Origin of the sequence: Micromonospora sp. NPDC049374, assembly GCF_040677165.1 — a bacterium.
Lineage (GTDB): Bacteria > Actinomycetota > Actinomycetes > Mycobacteriales > Micromonosporaceae > Micromonospora.
In genome coordinates this window covers 1-15,549 of record NZ_JBFAQH010000001.1, presented here as the reverse complement: position 1 = coordinate 15,549, position 15,549 = coordinate 1, and the positions used below count along the sequence as shown (strand labels likewise).

General features: G+C 72.2%; 12 protein-coding genes. 5 read left to right on the top strand and 7 right to left on the bottom strand.

The features are described 5' to 3' along the window. Positions 1–202 precede the first annotated feature (202 nt). Both AB0J93_RS00060 and AB0J93_RS00055 read right to left on the bottom strand, forming a co-directional pair. Positions 203–1,675 carry a serine hydrolase domain-containing protein gene (locus AB0J93_RS00060; RefSeq protein WP_363916533.1) on the bottom strand — a complete coding sequence of 491 codons (1,473 nt, stop codon included), beginning with the start codon at positions 1,673–1,675 and terminating at the stop codon, positions 203–205. A 76-nt stretch (positions 1,676–1,751) separates the two neighbouring features. Then, on the bottom strand, positions 1,752–2,255 hold the full coding sequence (locus tag AB0J93_RS00055; RefSeq protein WP_363916530.1) for a helix-turn-helix domain-containing protein: 504 nt from the start codon (positions 2,253–2,255) through the stop codon (positions 1,752–1,754). Between the two features lie 100 nt (positions 2,256–2,355). Here AB0J93_RS00055 and AB0J93_RS00050 point away from each other — a divergent pair, with 100 nt between their 5' ends. After that, on the top strand, positions 2,356–3,288 hold the full coding sequence (locus AB0J93_RS00050) for an AAA family ATPase (RefSeq protein WP_363916528.1): 933 nt from the start codon (positions 2,356–2,358) through the stop codon (positions 3,286–3,288). Between the two features lie 65 nt (positions 3,289–3,353). Further along, positions 3,354–3,584, top strand: a complete 231-nt coding sequence (locus AB0J93_RS00045) for a Rho termination factor N-terminal domain-containing protein (protein WP_363916526.1) — start codon at positions 3,354–3,356, stop codon at positions 3,582–3,584. Between the two features lie 17 nt (positions 3,585–3,601). Here AB0J93_RS00045 and AB0J93_RS00040 read toward each other — a convergent pair whose 3' ends face one another. Beyond that, a complete protein-coding gene (locus tag AB0J93_RS00040; RefSeq protein WP_363916524.1) occupies positions 3,602–6,769 on the bottom strand; it encodes an NACHT domain-containing protein in 3,168 nt (1,055 codons plus the stop codon). A gap of 195 nt (positions 6,770–6,964) precedes the next feature. Here AB0J93_RS00040 and AB0J93_RS00035 point away from each other — a divergent pair, with 195 nt between their 5' ends. The 3 genes from AB0J93_RS00035 (at position 6,965) to AB0J93_RS00025 (ending at position 10,085) form a co-directional block, all read left to right on the top strand. After that, positions 6,965–7,951 carry an aldo/keto reductase gene (locus AB0J93_RS00035; RefSeq protein ID WP_363916522.1) on the top strand — a complete coding sequence of 329 codons (987 nt, stop codon included), beginning with the start codon at positions 6,965–6,967 and terminating at the stop codon, positions 7,949–7,951. 263 nt (positions 7,952–8,214) lie between these two features. Continuing rightward, positions 8,215–9,231, top strand: a complete 1,017-nt coding sequence (locus tag AB0J93_RS00030; protein ID WP_164449989.1) for an ATP-binding cassette domain-containing protein — start codon at positions 8,215–8,217, stop codon at positions 9,229–9,231. Beyond that, the gene (locus tag AB0J93_RS00025; RefSeq protein ID WP_203997644.1) at positions 9,228–10,085 is read left to right on the top strand and encodes an ABC transporter permease; all 858 of its coding nucleotides are present in this window, start codon (positions 9,228–9,230) and stop codon (positions 10,083–10,085) included. The genes AB0J93_RS00030 and AB0J93_RS00025 overlap by 4 nt, the downstream gene beginning before the upstream one ends. Positions 10,086–10,314: 229 nt before the next feature. Here AB0J93_RS00025 and AB0J93_RS00020 read toward each other — a convergent pair whose 3' ends face one another. From AB0J93_RS00020 to AB0J93_RS00005, 4 genes are read right to left on the bottom strand one after another with little or no spacing between them, the layout of a single operon-like run. Beyond that, on the bottom strand, positions 10,315–14,019 hold the full coding sequence (locus tag AB0J93_RS00020; RefSeq protein ID WP_363916519.1) for an AAA family ATPase: 3,705 nt from the start codon (positions 14,017–14,019) through the stop codon (positions 10,315–10,317). A 47-nt stretch (positions 14,020–14,066) separates the two neighbouring features. Next, entirely contained in the window at positions 14,067–14,480 is a 414-nt protein-coding gene (locus AB0J93_RS00015) for a hypothetical protein (protein ID WP_363916517.1), read from the bottom strand. Next, the gene (locus AB0J93_RS00010) at positions 14,477–14,737 is read right to left on the bottom strand and encodes a hypothetical protein (RefSeq protein WP_093401959.1); all 261 of its coding nucleotides are present in this window, start codon (positions 14,735–14,737) and stop codon (positions 14,477–14,479) included. The genes AB0J93_RS00015 and AB0J93_RS00010 overlap by 4 nt, the downstream gene beginning before the upstream one ends. Before the next feature lie 19 nt (positions 14,738–14,756). After that, a complete protein-coding gene (locus tag AB0J93_RS00005; RefSeq protein WP_363916515.1) occupies positions 14,757–15,419 on the bottom strand; it encodes a hypothetical protein in 663 nt (220 codons plus the stop codon). Positions 15,420–15,549 lie beyond the last annotated feature (130 nt).

Below are 15,549 nucleotides of genomic sequence, written 5' to 3'. Positions count from 1 at the left end.
CTGCCGGTGAAAGGCACCACGATGTGCCACGTCCTTCCGCTGTGGATGTCCGGCTCCCCTACCCCCGCGCGCCGGACGTCCCGCCATCCTGATACATCTCGATGTCACCGCACAGCGCCTGATCAGCCGATACGGGGCGACGTTCGGTCGTCATGCCCCATGTCGACAAGCGAGGACGCCGGCATCCGGCCCGTGCCGCCGTTCAAGACAGCAGCGCGACGGTCAGTGCCGTGGCGGCGGCCAGCGAGCCGGCGGTCGCCGCCACCCGCAGCCAGGGCCGGGGTGCACCGTTTACCGGCAGGGTTCGCCACCGGAACGCGGCGAGGGCCAGCCCGGCCCCGGAGGCCGCGACCCCGAGTGGCCAGAGCCATCCGGGCACCGCCGACCAGTCACCGAGCTGGTGACCCAGGGCCGGATAGACCACCGCCCAGACGGCGCCGGACAGCACGGTCAGCCGGTCCGACGTGGCGCGCAGCGCGGTGCCGAGCAGCGACAGGCCACCGATGAAGGTGAACAGCAGCGCGATCCCGACGCCGATCCAGGTGGGCCGCCCCGGCGAGGCGGTGCCGGCCTGATCGCGGGGCACGCCGAGCAGCCGCAACCCGATCGGCTCGACGCCCCGGTCGGTGTTGCCAAGCACCGCCACGCCCCGGCCGGTGGCCCGGTCGAAGCCGACGTACGAGTGGAAGCCGCTGGTGGCACCGTTGTGCCAGGTGATCTCGCGGTCGCCGTAGCGGGTGGTGAACCAGCCGTACCCGATGCGGGTGCGCTCGGTGTCGTCGAAGCGCGGGTCGCGGGCGTCGGCACCGGGTGCGGTGCCGGCGGCGGTGGCCGCGACGAGCCGGGCGAGATCCTCCACGGTGGACCAGTAACCGATGCCAGCGGGGGCGTATCCGGTGCCGGTCCACGGGTCCGGGGTGCGACCGCTGCCGGTCGCACCCTCGGCCCGCTCGGCCGGCAGCGCGTCCGAGCCGGTGACCTGGATGGTCGCGGTCATGCCCAGCGGGGTCAGCAGTTCCCGGTCGAGCAGCTCGGGATAGCCGGTGCCGGCGTCGGCCGCGAGGGCCTGGCCGAGCAGCGCCATGCCGAAGTTCGAGTAACTGACCTTGCCCCGGCCGTCGCCGGGTGTCTGGTCGTTTGCGGCGGCGCGGACCCGGTCGACGTCCTGCCCGGCGTACGGGTTGCCGGCCGCGTAGTTGGCCCAGAGCAGGCGCGCCCAGTCGGTGACCGAGCTGAGCACGACCCGGGGCAGCCCGGAGCGGTGGCTGGCCAGTTCGGCCAGGGTCACCTCCCGGGCGGCACCGGTGACCGCCGGCCAGGTCGCGCCGAGGGTGTCGTCGGGGCGTACCGCCCCGGCGTCCGCCTGGTGGGCCAGCAACATGCCGGTCAGCACCTTGGGCACCGATCCGATCTCGAACGGGGTGTCCGACTCGACCGGGTTGCCGTCGCGGTCGCGGTCGCCGAGGCCGGCGGTGCGGACCTGACCTCCGTCGATCAGGGCGACGGCGAGCCCACGGTAGCCGGCGGGGTCGTCCACGACGGCCCGGGCGGCGGCGGCGAGGTCGGCGTCGCCGGTGGTCTGTGCGGTCAGCCGGGGTTGCCGGGGCATCAGGCCGAGCCCGGCCAGGCCGGCGACCACCCCGGCGACGAGGACGATGACGATTGTCTTACGCATGGATGCTCCTTCCGTTCCTGCCGGCCCGACGCGCAGCCGACATGCTGGCCCCGGGGTGGTCCCGGCGCGACCGGGGTCAACGACCGGCGGCGGTGAGGATGGCCAGCAACGGCACCACCCGCTCGGCGGGGATGGCGTACCGGCCCCGGCCGGCACTGCGCAGCCAGCCGGCGGCGGTGAGCTGGCGCAGGTGGTGGTGCAGCTGGCCGGTGGTGCCGAGATCCTCGATCCCGGCCAGCTCGGCGGTGCCCTGCCGGCCGCCGAGGATCTCGCGCAACAGCCGCAGGCGTACCGGATGGGCCAGGGCGGACAGGACGGCCGGCAGGTCGGCCCAGTCGTCGGCCAACAGGTCCTCGACGCCCCGGCCGTACTGCCAGTCGTAGTGCTGCCCGCCGAGGCGGACCGTGCCGGTGTAGAGCACGGCACCGGCGCTCTCGGCGGGCACTCGCTGTTTGAGCCCGTCGAGCGCCCAGAAGACCCCCTCCGGCGGCGGCGTCGGTCCGCCCGTGCCGCCGAGCCGCTCGACCAGCCCGGCGACCTGCGCCTCAAGTGCCGCCAACCGCTCCTGCACGCTCGCCATAGTTCGACAATACGAACTTACGTAGTTACGTGCAAACCGAGGATGATCGACTTTCCGGCGGACGGCCCGCTACCGTCAGTCGTCTTGGGGAGGTACGTCGATGTACGTCGTGTCCGTGATCAACTACAAGGGTGGGGTCGGCAAGACCACGGTGACCGCCAACCTCGGTGCCGAACTGGCCAACCGAGGCATGAAGGTGCTGCTCATCGACCTCGACCCGCAGGCAAGTCTGACCTTCGGCTTCTACGACCCGGACGACTGGCGGGACCGGCTGCGCGACAGCCGGACCGTGAAACGGTGGTACGACGGCCTGCGCGACGGCAGCCCGTCGGTCACCCTCGGTGAACTCGTGGTGTCGCCTGGCCCGGCGAACGCCCGGCTCACCGGTGCCGGCCGGCTCGACCTGATCGCGTCGCACCTGCAACTGGTGGACATCGACCTGGCCCTGGCTCGCAGCGTCGCCGGTGGCGAGGAGTACGACGCCGAACTGTTCCGGGTCCGTGGCTCGCTCGCCGAAGGGTTGCTCGCCGACGGGCTCGACCCGTACGACATGGTGCTGATCGACTGCCCGCCGAACTTCAACGTGGTCACCCAGTCGGCCATCATCGCCAGCGACCACCTGGTCATCCCGGCCCGAGCCGACTACCTGTCCACTCTGGGCATCGACTACCTGCACGGCAACGTGCGGGAGCTGGTCGAGCAGTACAACGCCGACGCCCGCCGGTTCGCCACCGTACGCCGGCACCAGAAGGTCGCCCCCGGCGTGGCCGGCGTGGTCTTCACGATGATCCAGTTGCTGTCGCAGCAACCCATCGCCACCCACCAGAGCTACATGGACCAGGTCCGCAACCTGGGCCTGCCGGTCTTCCCCACCGCGCTGCGGGAGAACGTCACGCTCTACGCGACGAACACCCCGCGCGGCGTGCCCGTGGTGCTGCGCGACCGCGTCACGGTACCCGCCGTACGCGACGAACTGCGCCGCCTCGCCACCGAGTTCCTCGACCATCTCCAACCGGACCGGCAGCCGTCATGAGCGAGCGAATCATCAACTCTGCGCGTGGTGCCTCATGGCGGCCCGCAGCGCAGCGGAGGGTCGACATGAGTAGCCGGGACGACCTGACCGGTGCCGTCGACCGGCTGGCGACGATGACCAACCGCGCCGACGGCACCGCGTACCTCTCCCCCTGGCCGCTCCGTGACCTGCGGGACCTCGCCGCGGAGCTGGGGTTGCGCGGCGTCGGCGGGCTACGCAAGGCGGACCTGGTCGAGCGCTTGGTCGAGCAGACCATCGGCTACCGCCTCACCTCCACCGCGCTGCGCCGACGCTGATCCGAGCACGGTACCGGTCAGCCGCCGGTCTTGACCGCCTGCCGCGCTCGGCCGCTACCACTGGCGGTCTGACGACCGATCACGGTCTGTGCGGCGGTACGGGCCGTGGGCGCCCGGTCGAGCAGGGCCCGGTACGGGTTGCGCAACGCCCGCTCCCGGCGGCTGGTCCAGCGCACCAGCACGACGATCGCGCCCACCAGCGCCACACCCGAGACGACGGTGTAAACGACGCCCAGCCAACCGGCCACGGTCGCGACCGCGGCAGGCGCTCCCACGCCGGCCAGCCCGACCCCGCTGAGCATCAGGACGACGGAGGGTACCCAAAGCAGGTCGTGGTCGGCCGGCATGAACAGTGCGACCAGGAAGGAGATGACGAAAGCTACCGTGCACACCAGCACGAGGGCCGCCATTTCCTTCGTCCCCCACGCCCACCAGCCGATCCACGTGCCGACCGAGCGCGTGATCGCGATGCCGACCAGGGCCACGCCGGCCAGCACCCCGAGTGTCACGGCGACGTTGCGTAGGAAGGTCAGGACCGTGGGCGCCTCCGGCCGCTCGTTGAGCGTCCGCCAGTCCCGCAGGTCGGCGTCGAGGTCGGTGCTGTTCCACAGTCGACCGGCCAACTCCGCCAGCACCGGCGTGGGGAGGCTGGTCAGCAGCGCCGCCCGCCAGCCGGACATCCGATGCGCCAGCGCCCGCACCGCGATGTCGCGTGCCGCCTCGGGCTCCCGCCGGACCACCAGGTCGAGCATGGCGCGAATCTCGTACGTGCCGAAGGCACCGGAGAGCAGCCGTTCGTAGCTGTGCGCCGCACGGCTCAGCTCCTCGGTCAGTTCCTTGGGCACCTTACGGCCGTCGAACGTGCCGGGCTTCGCGACGAGGCCGATCGCGAGACGTACGTCGACCCTGCCGAGATCACTCGGCGCGTCGTCCGTCGACTCAAGGATCAGCCAGCCGAGGCGGCCCATCGTCCGGGCCATTGTGGTACCCGGCTCGAAGGGCGCCCACAGCCAGTCGCACCACTCCGCGCCCGGCACCCGTCCCGATCGCCGGTCGGTCAGCCGCGCCGCCTCGGCGGCGACGGACGCGGCCTCCACCGCCGTGGGGTCGAAGGTGCGCAGTTCGTTCGCCACGTCCGGCGCGCCGACCAGGACGGCCAGCCGCCACGCCGCGCGTACGGCGACCTTCGGGTCTCGCGCCCACAACTGTTCCGCCAGGGCCACCGCGGCGGCGGGAGTGCCGACGGCGGCCAGGTCGTCGACGGCCGCCACCGAGCCGGCACCGGCCCGGGCGGCCAACGTCGGGATAGCCAGCTCACCGGTGGCCCGCAACGCCGTACGAGCCGCCGGTACCCGTACCGCCATCTCACTGAGCAGCTCGATAGCCTCGCGACGGCGGGACTCGGCGAGGGCCACCACGGCGTCCTCGGCCACCTGGCCGCCAGACCGCGCCTGTTGCGAAAGGCTGTCGAACAGCCGCTGACCGAACGGCCCCGGATTGCCGGCCACCGCACCGAGCGCCGCCAGCACCAGATGCCTGTCGGCCACCGGCCTGCCGAGCAGCCGCACCTGCCTGTCCACGATGGTCGAGGCGAGTCTCTCGTCGATCTGCCGGGCCTCGGCGACGCACTCCAGGGCGAGCAGCTTGTCCCGGTCGTCACCGGCGAAGATCTGCCGGACCACGCCGGAGGCGTCGCGGTTGGCCCCGGCGCACCAGAGCTTCACCGTCTCCCGCCACCGGCCCGGGTTCTGCCGGTAGAGCCCGAGCAGCCGCTCGGGATCGTCCGCGAGTTCCACCGCCGCCAGGTACTCCTGCAACGTCAGGTGGGCGAACTCGTAGAGCAGGTTGTTGTCGTCGATGCGGATCAACAGCCCGCTGCGCTCCACGATCTCGTCGACCATGCGCGGCAGGTGCTCCTCGGCCAGGCGGAAGCGGGGCAGGATACGGGCGAGTTCGGCGTACACCTCCGCCTCGCCGATCACCCGGCGGTCGGTGCCCTGGGACCGCCCACCCTGCGCGGCCAGCGCGATCGCCCGCAACGCCATGAGCTTGTGGCCGGCCTGGTAGCGGGCCAGGTTGCGGTGCCGGCCGAGATCCCGGTCCCGACGGAGCAGGTGCTCGACGGCCTGCTGGTAGAACTCCGCCCGCGAGTTGGTCAACATCGGGCCGGCACCGGCGTCCGCCTCGTACAACGTGCTGATCATGGTGAGCATGAGCGGGCTGCGGGCCAGCCTCATCACCGTCGGGCTCGACCGCAGTTCCGCCAGGAGTTGCTCCACGCTGTGCCGGGGATCGGCCGACACCTCGTCGCGCTCCCGCCCGGCCGCGTGCTGCTCCGCGCCGCGCCGTCGGGTGAACCAGAGCCGCAGGAAATGCCGGATCCCGGCGTCGTCGAAGCCGGCCACCCGGACCTCCCGGTCGAAGACCGGCCGCAGGTCACCGTCGTAGACCGCGTCCCGGCAGGTGACCACCACCTGCGTCGTCGGATGACGCTCGGCGAACTCCTTGATGTCCTCGGCGACCGCGCCACGCCGCTCGGTGACCACCTCGTCGAGCCCGTCGAGGAACACACAGAGTCGGCCACTGATCAACGCCACCTCGACGACCTGCTCCGCGTCGGCGACGAGCGGACGGGCGCGACGATGCCGGCGGCGGCTCCCCGGTTCGTCGTCGAGCCGGCCGAGGGCCTCCGCGATCAGTTGCCGGATCGTGCGTCCGTCCCGATTGGACCGGGACAGCTCCACCAGCACCGGTACCCGCTCGAACCGCTCGGGCTCCGCCGCCCACCGCACCATCGAGTGTCGCAGCAGCATCGACTTACCCGCCCCCGCCGCACCCAGGATCACCGTCCGTCGGCGGCCCTGGACGTCGCGGTAGACGTCGACCCGCCGGCCGTCCTGTTCGTACTCCAACGGCACGTACACCTCGTCAAGCGTGACCGAGACGTCCCGGAGGAAGCCGAGTTCCATCCGGTTGTAGGTGCGGGCGACCCAGGCACGGTAGCGGTGCCACTCGTCCGCCCGGATGCCGCGTCGTCGGCCGGCGACGATCCCCCACAGCCGGGCCAGCAGGGATCTGATCCAGTCGGCGAAGAACTGCTGGACCACCCCGACGAGCACGGCCACCAGGAAGAGGCCGAGTGCCGCGTACTCCAAACCGAATGGCAGGTCCGGCAGCTGTGGCACAGGGCGGCTCCTCTACTCGGTGACATCGGACAGGAACACACCGTATGGGTGGGGCTGCCGGTCCGCACCCGGCTCAGGTGTCACCGTCGATGGACCTTCGGCCAAGCGGGGAGGGTCAAGGGGTTGACCTCGAGTGCGCTCGAAGACGCAGGCTGGTGCCGCGTCCATCTGTTCGGGCGCACGAGAGGAGTTTCCATGCGGTACCGCACGATCGGCAGCGACCCGCGTACCCGCCGCGAGGTAAGCGTGCTCAGCCTCGGGGCGATGCTGTTCGGCACCAAGACCGACGGGGCCACCTCCTACGCGATCCTCGACCGGTTCGTCGAGGCCGGCGGCACCTTCATCGACACGTCGGACAACTACGCGTTCTGGATGACCGGCGGGCAGGGAGGCGAGAGCGAGGAGTTGCTGGGTCGGTGGCGGCGCAGCCGGGGCATCGGCGACGAGATCGTCATCGCCACGAAGCTCGGCGCCCGGCCGCTGGCCCCCGGCACCAGCTACCTGGACAACCCGGAGGGGCTGTCGGCCAAGGTGATCCGGGAGTCCGCCGAACGCAGCCGGGAACAACTCGGCGTGGAGCGGCTGGACCTGCTCTACGCCCACATCGAGGATCACCGGGTGCCGCTGCGGGAGACCGTGGAGGGCTTCGCCGAGTTGGTCGCCGAGGGCACCGTGGGGCTGCTCGGCGCGAGCAACCACCGCACCTGGCGGGTGGAACGGGCCCGAGCGTTGGCCGCCGCGGCCGGTCTGCCCGGTTACGAGGTGCTCCAGTACCACCGAAGCTACCTGCCCGCCCGACTGGACGGGCCGGCCGACATCGACATCGACGGCAACGTGGGCGCCGCCGGCGGCGAACTGACCAGCTACCTGCGCGCCGAGCCCGGCCTGACCCTGGTGTCGTACGGGTCACTGCTGTGGGGTGCCTACGTCCGCGACGACAAGCCGCTGGGGCCGGAGTACGACCTGCCGAGCGCGCCGGTGCGGCTGGCCGCGCTGCGCGAGGTCGCGGAGCAGACGGGCGCGACGGCCAACCAGGTGGTGCTGGCCTGGCTGATCGACGGCGACATCCCCACCATCCCGCTGGTGGGAGCCTCCTCGGTGGCCCAGCTGAACGAGAGCCTCGCCGCCGTGGACCTGGAACTGACGCCCGAGCAACGGCACCGGCTCGACACCGCCTGGTAACGGGGGCCGGCAGTGGAACCGGAGCACTGCCGGTAGGGGCGGGTGCCGGGTGTCGGGACGGCCGCCGCTAGATCTGATCTAGCGGCGGCCGTCCGCCGTCTCGCGCCTGTGGGGTGAGCCGACCACTCCCGCCGGGCAGCGTCGTTGTAGCTGGCGGGCGGCCACGGAACGGAGCATTCTGTCGTACCCGTGGGGTGTGGTGGGTCGCCGGGTCACGGCGGCCCGGCTCATCGGCGTGACGAATGGAAGGACACTTCGCAATCATGAGTAGACGCACCACCGGCCTCGCCATCGAGGCCGAGGGTCTGACCCGGTCGTTCGGCGAGACCCGCGCGCTCGCCGGCATCGACCTCCAGGTTCCGGCCGGCGCCGTGTACGGGCTGCTCGGTCCGAACGGGGCCGGCAAGACCACCGCGGTACGCGTGCTGGCCACCCTGCTACGCCCGGACGGCGGGCAGGCCCGGGTGTTCGGTCACGACGTGGTCGCCGAGGCCGACGCGGTACGCGCCCGGGTCAGCCTGACCGGCCAGTACGCCTCGGTGGACGAGGACCTGACCGGCACGGAGAACCTCATCCTGCTGGGCCGGCTGCTCGGGCTGCCCAAGTCCGCCGCCCGGCAACGGGCGGAGCAGCTGCTCGCCGCGTTCGGCTTGACCGAGGCGGCCGGGCGGCAGGTGAAGAAGTACTCGGGCGGCATGCGGCGACGCATCGACATCGCGGCGAGCATCCTCAACACCCCCGACCTGCTCTTCCTCGACGAGCCGACGACGGGGCTCGATCCCCGCAGCCGTAACCAGGTGTGGGAGATCGTCCGGGCGGTGGTCGCGCACGGCACGACCGTGCTGCTGACCACTCAGTACCTGGACGAGGCCGACAAGCTGGCCAGCCGGATCGCGGTGGTCGACCACGGCCGGGTGATCGCGGAGGGCACCCCGGGCGAGTTGAAGTCATCGGTCGGCTCCGGCACGGTCCACCTGCGGCTGCGCAACGCCGACCAGCGACCCGAGGCCGAACGGGTGTTGCAGGCGACGCTGAGCGTGCCGGTCCAGTTGGAGGCCGACCCGGTGGCGATCACCGCTCGCGTCGGCGGCGACGGCAGCGAACTGGACGCCAGCGCGCAGGCCGCCCGGGCACTGGGCGAGCTGTCCCGGGCGGGGATCGTGGTCGACGACTTCTCCCTCGGCCAGCCGAGCCTCGACGAGGTCTTCCTGGCCCTGACCGACCACCCCGCAGTGCCGGCCACCGACGAGCGGGACGACGAGCTGGAGGCAGCCCGATGAGCAGCGACACCGCCACCTCGACCGGCCGGGCGCCGACGGTCTTCGTACCCTCGTCGGAGGCGCTCGCGACGGTCCTCGCGCCGGGCGCGCGACCGCCGCGGCCGAGCCCGCTGTCGGCGTCGCTCACCTTCAGCTGGCGCGCTCTGCTGAAGATCAAGCACGTCCCGGAGCAACTCTTCGACGTGACCGCGTTCCCGATCATCATGGTGCTGATGTTCACGTACCTGTTCGGTGGCGCGCTCGCCGACAGTCCCCGTGACTACCTGCAGTTCTTCCTGCCGGGCATCATGGTGACAAGCGTCGTGATGATCACCATGTACACCGGTGTCGGGTTGAACACCGACATCGAGAAGGGCGTCTTCGACCGGTTCCGGACGCTGCCGGTCTGGCGACCCGCCGCGCTGGTCGGCATGATCGTCGGCGACGTGCTGCGCTACATCCTCGCCGCGCTGGTGATCCTCACCGTCGGGCTGGTGCTCGGCTTCCGCCCCGACGGTGGCGTGCTCGGCGTCCTCGCCGGGATCGGCCTGCTGGTGGTCTTCTCCTTCGCGTTCTCCTGGGTGTGGACGTTCTTCGGGCTGATCCTGCGCAGCGAGAAGTCGGTGATGGGGGTCAGCATGATGGTGCTGTTCCCGCTGACGTTCCTGAGCAACGTCTTCGTCGACCCGTCCACCATGCCCGGCTGGCTCCAGGCGTTCGTCAAGGCAAATCCGATCACGCACCTGGTCTCGTCGGTACGCGCGGCGATGGCCGGCACCACGGACGCCTCGGCGATGATGTGGATCGTGCTCTGGAGCGCCGCCTTCATCGTGGTCTTCGGCACCCTGACCATGTACCGCTACAACCGCCGCTAACCCCTCCTCTCCCACCCCGCCCCACCACCCCGCCCGACCTCGCCCCACCCCACCCGGCCCGGCCTCGTTGATCATGAGGTTAGCGGCACCCATAGAGATCGAATACGCCGCTAACCTCATGATCAACTCATCGAAGTGGGTGGGTGGGTGGGTGGGGGTTGGTGGGTGGGTGGGGGTTGGTGGGTGGGGGGTTGGGGTTGGTGGGTGGGGGGGTTGGGGTGGGGTGGGGTTAGAGGTGCCAGGGGAGGGGGGTGGGTGGGAGGTAGCGGCAGGCGGTGCCGGTGGAGACCGTGGCGCGCAGGTGGGTGGCGAGGGGTGGGTGCCGCTGGTCGAGACGGCGCAACGTGTCGCGGATGCGGGCGGTGACTGTCTTGCGGGCCCGTTCCGCCTCGTCACCGAGCCGACGGGTACGTCCGGCCAGCCCGGCGGCGGCCCGCAACTGGTCGATCAACGCCTGCCGCTCAGCCTCCAGCGCCGCCACCCTGCCCTCGTCGCCGCGCCCGGCCGCCAGATCGATCTCGTCGTCGAGCCGTTCCAGGTGGCGGCGGTAGCGGTTCTTCGCTTCGTCGTCGAGCACCTGATCGCCACCCATCCGGCGGGCGGCGACGAGTTCCGGCCCGGCGGCCGGGTCGAGTAGTTCGACCGCGGGTACGTCGACGCCCGGGTAGCCGAGCAGCAGTCGCAGGTCGTGCAGCCCCTTGGCGTCGGGTAGATGAACCGTGCTGCCGTCGAAGGTGAGTCGCCAGACGGCACCCTCGCGCCGGAACTCGTACGCCGGGCCCACCGCACCACCGTTGCCGGCCGTACCGGCTGGCACCGACCCCACGGCCGACCCGTCCGACGCCCACCCGGCTGTGGCCGTCCCCGCCGGGCCAGCCGCCAACCCCGCCGCTCGACCCGCCATCGCAGAGCCAGCCGCCGCAGTGCCCGCCGCCGCTCCGCCGGCCGTGGCCGAGCCGGCCGCCACCAACCCCGCCGTCCCGTCGGTCGCCGCAGAGCCAACCCTCGCTGTGCCCGCCGCCGAGCCCGCCGTCGCTGTGCCCGTCGTCGACCTGTCGGCCGTGGCCGAGCCGGCCGCCGGGTCTGCCTCGGCGGACCGCTCGGGTGCCTCGGTGGCCGGCAGGGCCGGCGCGACGGCGGCGAGTCGGGCCAGGATCTGCGGCAGGTCGAGTTCGCGGGCCTCACGCTCGGCATCGGCGCGCAGGGCGGCGGCGCTCGTGGCGTCACCCGGGCCGCCACGAGCGGTCAGCGCGTCGGCGAGCGCGGCCCGGGCGATCAGCGACCAGGGGCGGGCACCCATCCGGTCAGCGGCGGCGCGGGCGGCGGAGAAACCGGCGACGGCGTCGTCCCAGCGCTGCTCGGCGGCGTCGACCACGGCGAGCCAGTGATCCACCGGGCCACTGAGGTCGCAGCCGTACAGCGAGACGAGCCACTGGCCCCGGTACGGCAGCAGGGCCTGCCGGACCTCGGCGCAGCGGCTCGGGTCGGCGACCGTTGCCTGGGCACGCGCCCGCAACCACATCGGCGAGATCGACCCGGCGAACCGGGTACCCGCGGCTTCGAGTTCCGCGGCGAGGTCGGCCGCCGTGCGGTGGTCACCGCGTTCGGCGGCGGTGATCGCCCGCAGCAGGCCGAGGTGCGGATGATCGGCCGCGGTGAGCCCGTCGAGCAACGCGTCGGCGTCGTCGAGTCGGCCCCGCAGCAGCAGCAACGCCCAGCGCAGGTGGTGCCCGAGGAAGGCGTGGTCGGCGTGTTCCCATTCGTCCAGCTCACCGAGTTCGGCGTAGCACGCCTCCGCACCGGCGAAGTCGCCTCGGAAGGCGCCGATGATGCCGCCGTCGATGGCCGCCGCCATCCGGTGCCGGGGCTTGCCGGTCTGCCGTCCACCGGTGACGAAGGCGGTGAGTTCGTCGAGGTAGTGCGGGTCACCGAGTTCCAGCAACGCGACCCAGCGCAGGGAGGTGGACCACAACTCTGTCTCCCGGTCCCCGTTGCGGCGTGCGACGTCGCGGATCTCGCCGGTGAGCGCGGCCCGTTCGGGGGCGGTGCCCAACCCCCAGGTGGAGTCGTGTCGCACCCACAGGCTGAAGGTGAGCGCCTCGTCGTCCCGCGTCGACCGGGCGAGCGTCTCGGTGGCGGTGATCAGGTCCGCTTCGAGGACGGCCGGCCCGGCGCTGTCGTCGGGTTCGCCGATGAGCCGCCGGTACGCCTCCCGCAGCAGCGCCTCGCCGTCGATGCCGGGTACCGGCTCGAGTTGCCAGTGGCGACGCACGTTGAGCGCGAACCGGGCCAGCGTCGCCTGGTCGTCGACCGTCAGGGCCAGCGCCGTGGCGTCGCTCAGCAGCTGACGCGCCTCATCCCGGGCACCGCAGTGAAAAAGCTGATCGGTCAACGCCGTCATGATCTTGACTCGCTGGAGGTCGTCCCGGACCACCTCCAGCGCCCGTCGGAGGTGAACGGTGGACTCCTCCAGCGCCAGCCGGCACCGGGCGTCCCGGGCGGCATCGAGCAGCAGCTCGGTGACGCGGAACGCGTCCAGATGCGCACCGGCGAGCCACGCGTGGCGGGCCACATCGGCCGGGATCAGCAGCTGGCCCAGCGTGTCGTACTCCTCGACGGCCCGCACCACGGCGGCGTGCCGCGCTCTGCGGTCGTCCTCGGTCAACGCGTCGTAGAGCGTCTCGCGGACCAGGTCGTGCACGAAGGCGTACCGGCCGTCCCCCAGGCCGAGCAGCAGTCGCCCGGTGACCGCGACCTCCAGCAACTCACCGACCCGGGGCGGGGGCAGGCCGACACTGACCGCGAGAACCTCGCCGTGGAACTCGCGCCCCAGCACGGCGGCGACGGTGAGCGCTTCGGCCACCATGGCGGGCAGGTGGTCCAGCCGCCGCCGCACCACCTCCCGTACGCCGGGAGGGATGGTGGCCAGCCCACCGTCGGCGTGCCAGAGCCGGGCGGTCTGCTCCACGAAGAAGGGGTTGCCGCCGGTACGCCGGTGCACGTCGTCGAGGCAGTTGGCGTCGGGCGTCCGACCGGCGGTACGGGTCATCAACTCGCCGACCTCGTCCCGGGTCAGGCCGCTGAGGCTGATCGTGGTGGCCTTGGCCATCAGCGACATCAGCAGCGGCCGTAGCGGATGGTCGGCGGCCTCCACCTCGGCGTCGCGGTAGGTGCCGACGAGCAGCAGCCGCTCGAACCAGGTGTGCTGGGCGGCGAACCGCAGCAGTCGCATCGACGCCGGGTCGGCCCAGTGCAGGTCGTCGAGGATCACCATGACCGGCCGGCGCTGCGAGACCGCGACCAGCGCGGTGGTGACCGCGTCGTAGAGCGCGAACGCCTCCTGCTCGGCCGCATCGCCCTCGCCGCGGACCGGCGGCAGGACGCTGCCCTGACCACGGACGCCGCCTGGCAGCAGAGGACCCGCCGCACCGTCGGCGGTGCCCGACACCAGAAAGCCCGCCTCACCGTGAGCGGTGCCCGGCACCAGAGAGCTCGCGTCACCGCCGGCGGTGCCCGGCACCAGAGAGCTCGCGTCACCGCCGGCGGTGCCCGGCACCAGAGGACTCGCGTCACCGCGGGCGCCGCCCGGCGCCGGAAAGTTCGCCTCACCGAGCAGCAGGGCGAGCGCCGGCTCGGCCGACTCCCGGGCCACCGCCCAGTCCTCCGACGACCGACGCAGCCGGCGCAGCACCTGCGTCCAGGGCCAGTAGCCGGGGGCGCTCGCCGAATCCCAGCAGGCACCACCGAGCACCAGTGCACCCTGTCGACGGGCCTCGTCGGCGGCGGCGGTCACCAGGGTCGTCTTGCCGATGCCGGGCTCACCGGCGACCAGAACCAGCCCCCCGTGGCTGGCGCTGGCCCGGTCGACCTCGGCCCGCAACAGACCGGCCGGATGATCCCGCCCGATCATGAATCCGCCCGCCCGCACGCCCATGGCAACCGACGGTAGCCGACCGGGCCGACACCTCGTGGCGTCGCGGCTCAGCGGGCGTCGGTGACCACGTGGGCGCAGGCGGCGCAGGCGGCCGGCCCCTGTTCGGCGAACCAGCGGCAGGTGCGCCGGATGGCGCAACGGGGTAGTTCCACCTCCGGTTCGCCGGCGGTCTGCGCGTACGACGCGACGAGGCGTTCGCCGAGCCCGCAGTGGTCACCGGTCCAGAAGCCGCACTGGCTGGTGACGCAGGGACCGGCGAGCCGGTAGCGGGCCTCCACCGGGACGTCCGCCTCCGCCGCCGCCGCGACGGCCACCTCGGCGGGCAGGGCCGGGGTGACGTACGCGACCCGGCCCGCCGGAGTGATCATGCCGAGGAAGACCGTGGCGTTGCCCGCGGGCGTACTCGGGCACATCCGCTCCCCCGCCCCCGACGGGGCCGGCCCCTGCGGCGGTCGGGTCACTTCTGCAACCAGAAGCCGATGTCGTTGATCTTCTCGCCGAGATCCTGGGCGAACGGACCGTCGATCACCCACAGGCCGTACCACTCGGGCCGCAGCCGCAGGTTGGCGTGGCCGAGGGCGAGTGGGTTGCTGAGCTTGGTACCGGCGACCGAGAGCGCGGCCAGGCCGGCCTTCTGGATCTCACCGGCGATCTGGCTCTGCTGCTCGGATGTGAGGTCGACGCCGTCGACCACGAAGCGGAACTCGTGGCGTGCCATGGTGTTTCCTCCGGTTCGTTCAGTAGGTGTCGGTACGTAGCCCGCGACGCAGTGCCGCCCTGGTGAAGGCCGCCCAGCCGGAACGGGAGGCGGCGTCGAGACGGCCCACCTGGTGGCGCCACGTCGTGGCACCGGCGGTACGCACGCCCCACAGCTCGCGGCACGCCGCGACCGCGAACGCGACCTGCTCGGCTGAGCCGGTGAACCCGGCCGCAGCGTCGACCACGCGCAGCCCACCGTCGGCGGCGACGCTCACCTGGCCGAAGTGGTGGTGCAGGCTGGCCAGGGTGCCCAGGTGCGCGCGGTCGGCTCGGCCGGCGAGGAACGCGTCGAGCGGCCGATCGTCCACCACCACCCGGATGGCGCGCAGGGTGAACGCCGCCCCGGCGGCGTCGGCCGCGCCGACCACCTCGGTCGGCACACTCCAACGACGCGGTGAATTCGCCGACCAGAACGCCAACCAGGCGCCCAGCCGCTCGTGCAGGTCTGGTTGCAGGGCCGCCGGTACGGCCAGTCGTGCGGTGGCGATCCCGTCGCGGGTGACCACCGATGCTGCCGGGTGGACCGGGGCGGCCGCCCCGGCGGGTGAGGCGACGACGGTTGCGGTGACGGCTGCGGCCGAGGCGACCGCGGTGCCGGCGAGCAGCCCGCGTCGGGACAACGAAACAGATGGGGATGTCATGGTCCGCCTTTCTCCGACGGCCTAGGCATCCCACGCTATAGAGCCTGTTTCTGATCTATGTGGCTGGGCTCGTGGTACGGGTACGAGCGTGGCGGCGGGTCATCTGGAGGATCGCGGCCCAGTAGATGAT

Coding starts and splice junctions, on each gene's coding strand:
- AB0J93_RS00060 (WP_363916533.1), bottom strand. CDS start 1,675: ATGCGTAAGACAATCGTCATCGTCCTCGTCGCCGGGGTGGTCGCCGGC.
- AB0J93_RS00055 (WP_363916530.1), bottom strand. CDS start 2,255: ATGGCGAGCGTGCAGGAGCGGTTGGCGGCACTTGAGGCGCAGGTCGCC.
- AB0J93_RS00050 (WP_363916528.1), top strand. CDS start 2,356: ATGTACGTCGTGTCCGTGATCAACTACAAGGGTGGGGTCGGCAAGACC.
- AB0J93_RS00045 (WP_363916526.1), top strand. CDS start 3,354: ATGAGTAGCCGGGACGACCTGACCGGTGCCGTCGACCGGCTGGCGACG.
- AB0J93_RS00035 (WP_363916522.1), top strand. CDS start 6,965: ATGCGGTACCGCACGATCGGCAGCGACCCGCGTACCCGCCGCGAGGTA.
- AB0J93_RS00030 (WP_164449989.1), top strand. CDS start 8,215: ATGAGTAGACGCACCACCGGCCTCGCCATCGAGGCCGAGGGTCTGACC.
- AB0J93_RS00025 (WP_203997644.1), top strand. CDS start 9,228: ATGAGCAGCGACACCGCCACCTCGACCGGCCGGGCGCCGACGGTCTTC.
- AB0J93_RS00020 (WP_363916519.1), bottom strand. CDS start 14,019: ATGGGCGTGCGGGCGGGCGGATTCATGATCGGGCGGGATCATCCGGCC.
- AB0J93_RS00010 (WP_093401959.1), bottom strand. CDS start 14,737: ATGGCACGCCACGAGTTCCGCTTCGTGGTCGACGGCGTCGACCTCACA.
- AB0J93_RS00005 (WP_363916515.1), bottom strand. CDS start 15,419: ATGACATCCCCATCTGTTTCGTTGTCCCGACGCGGGCTGCTCGCCGGC.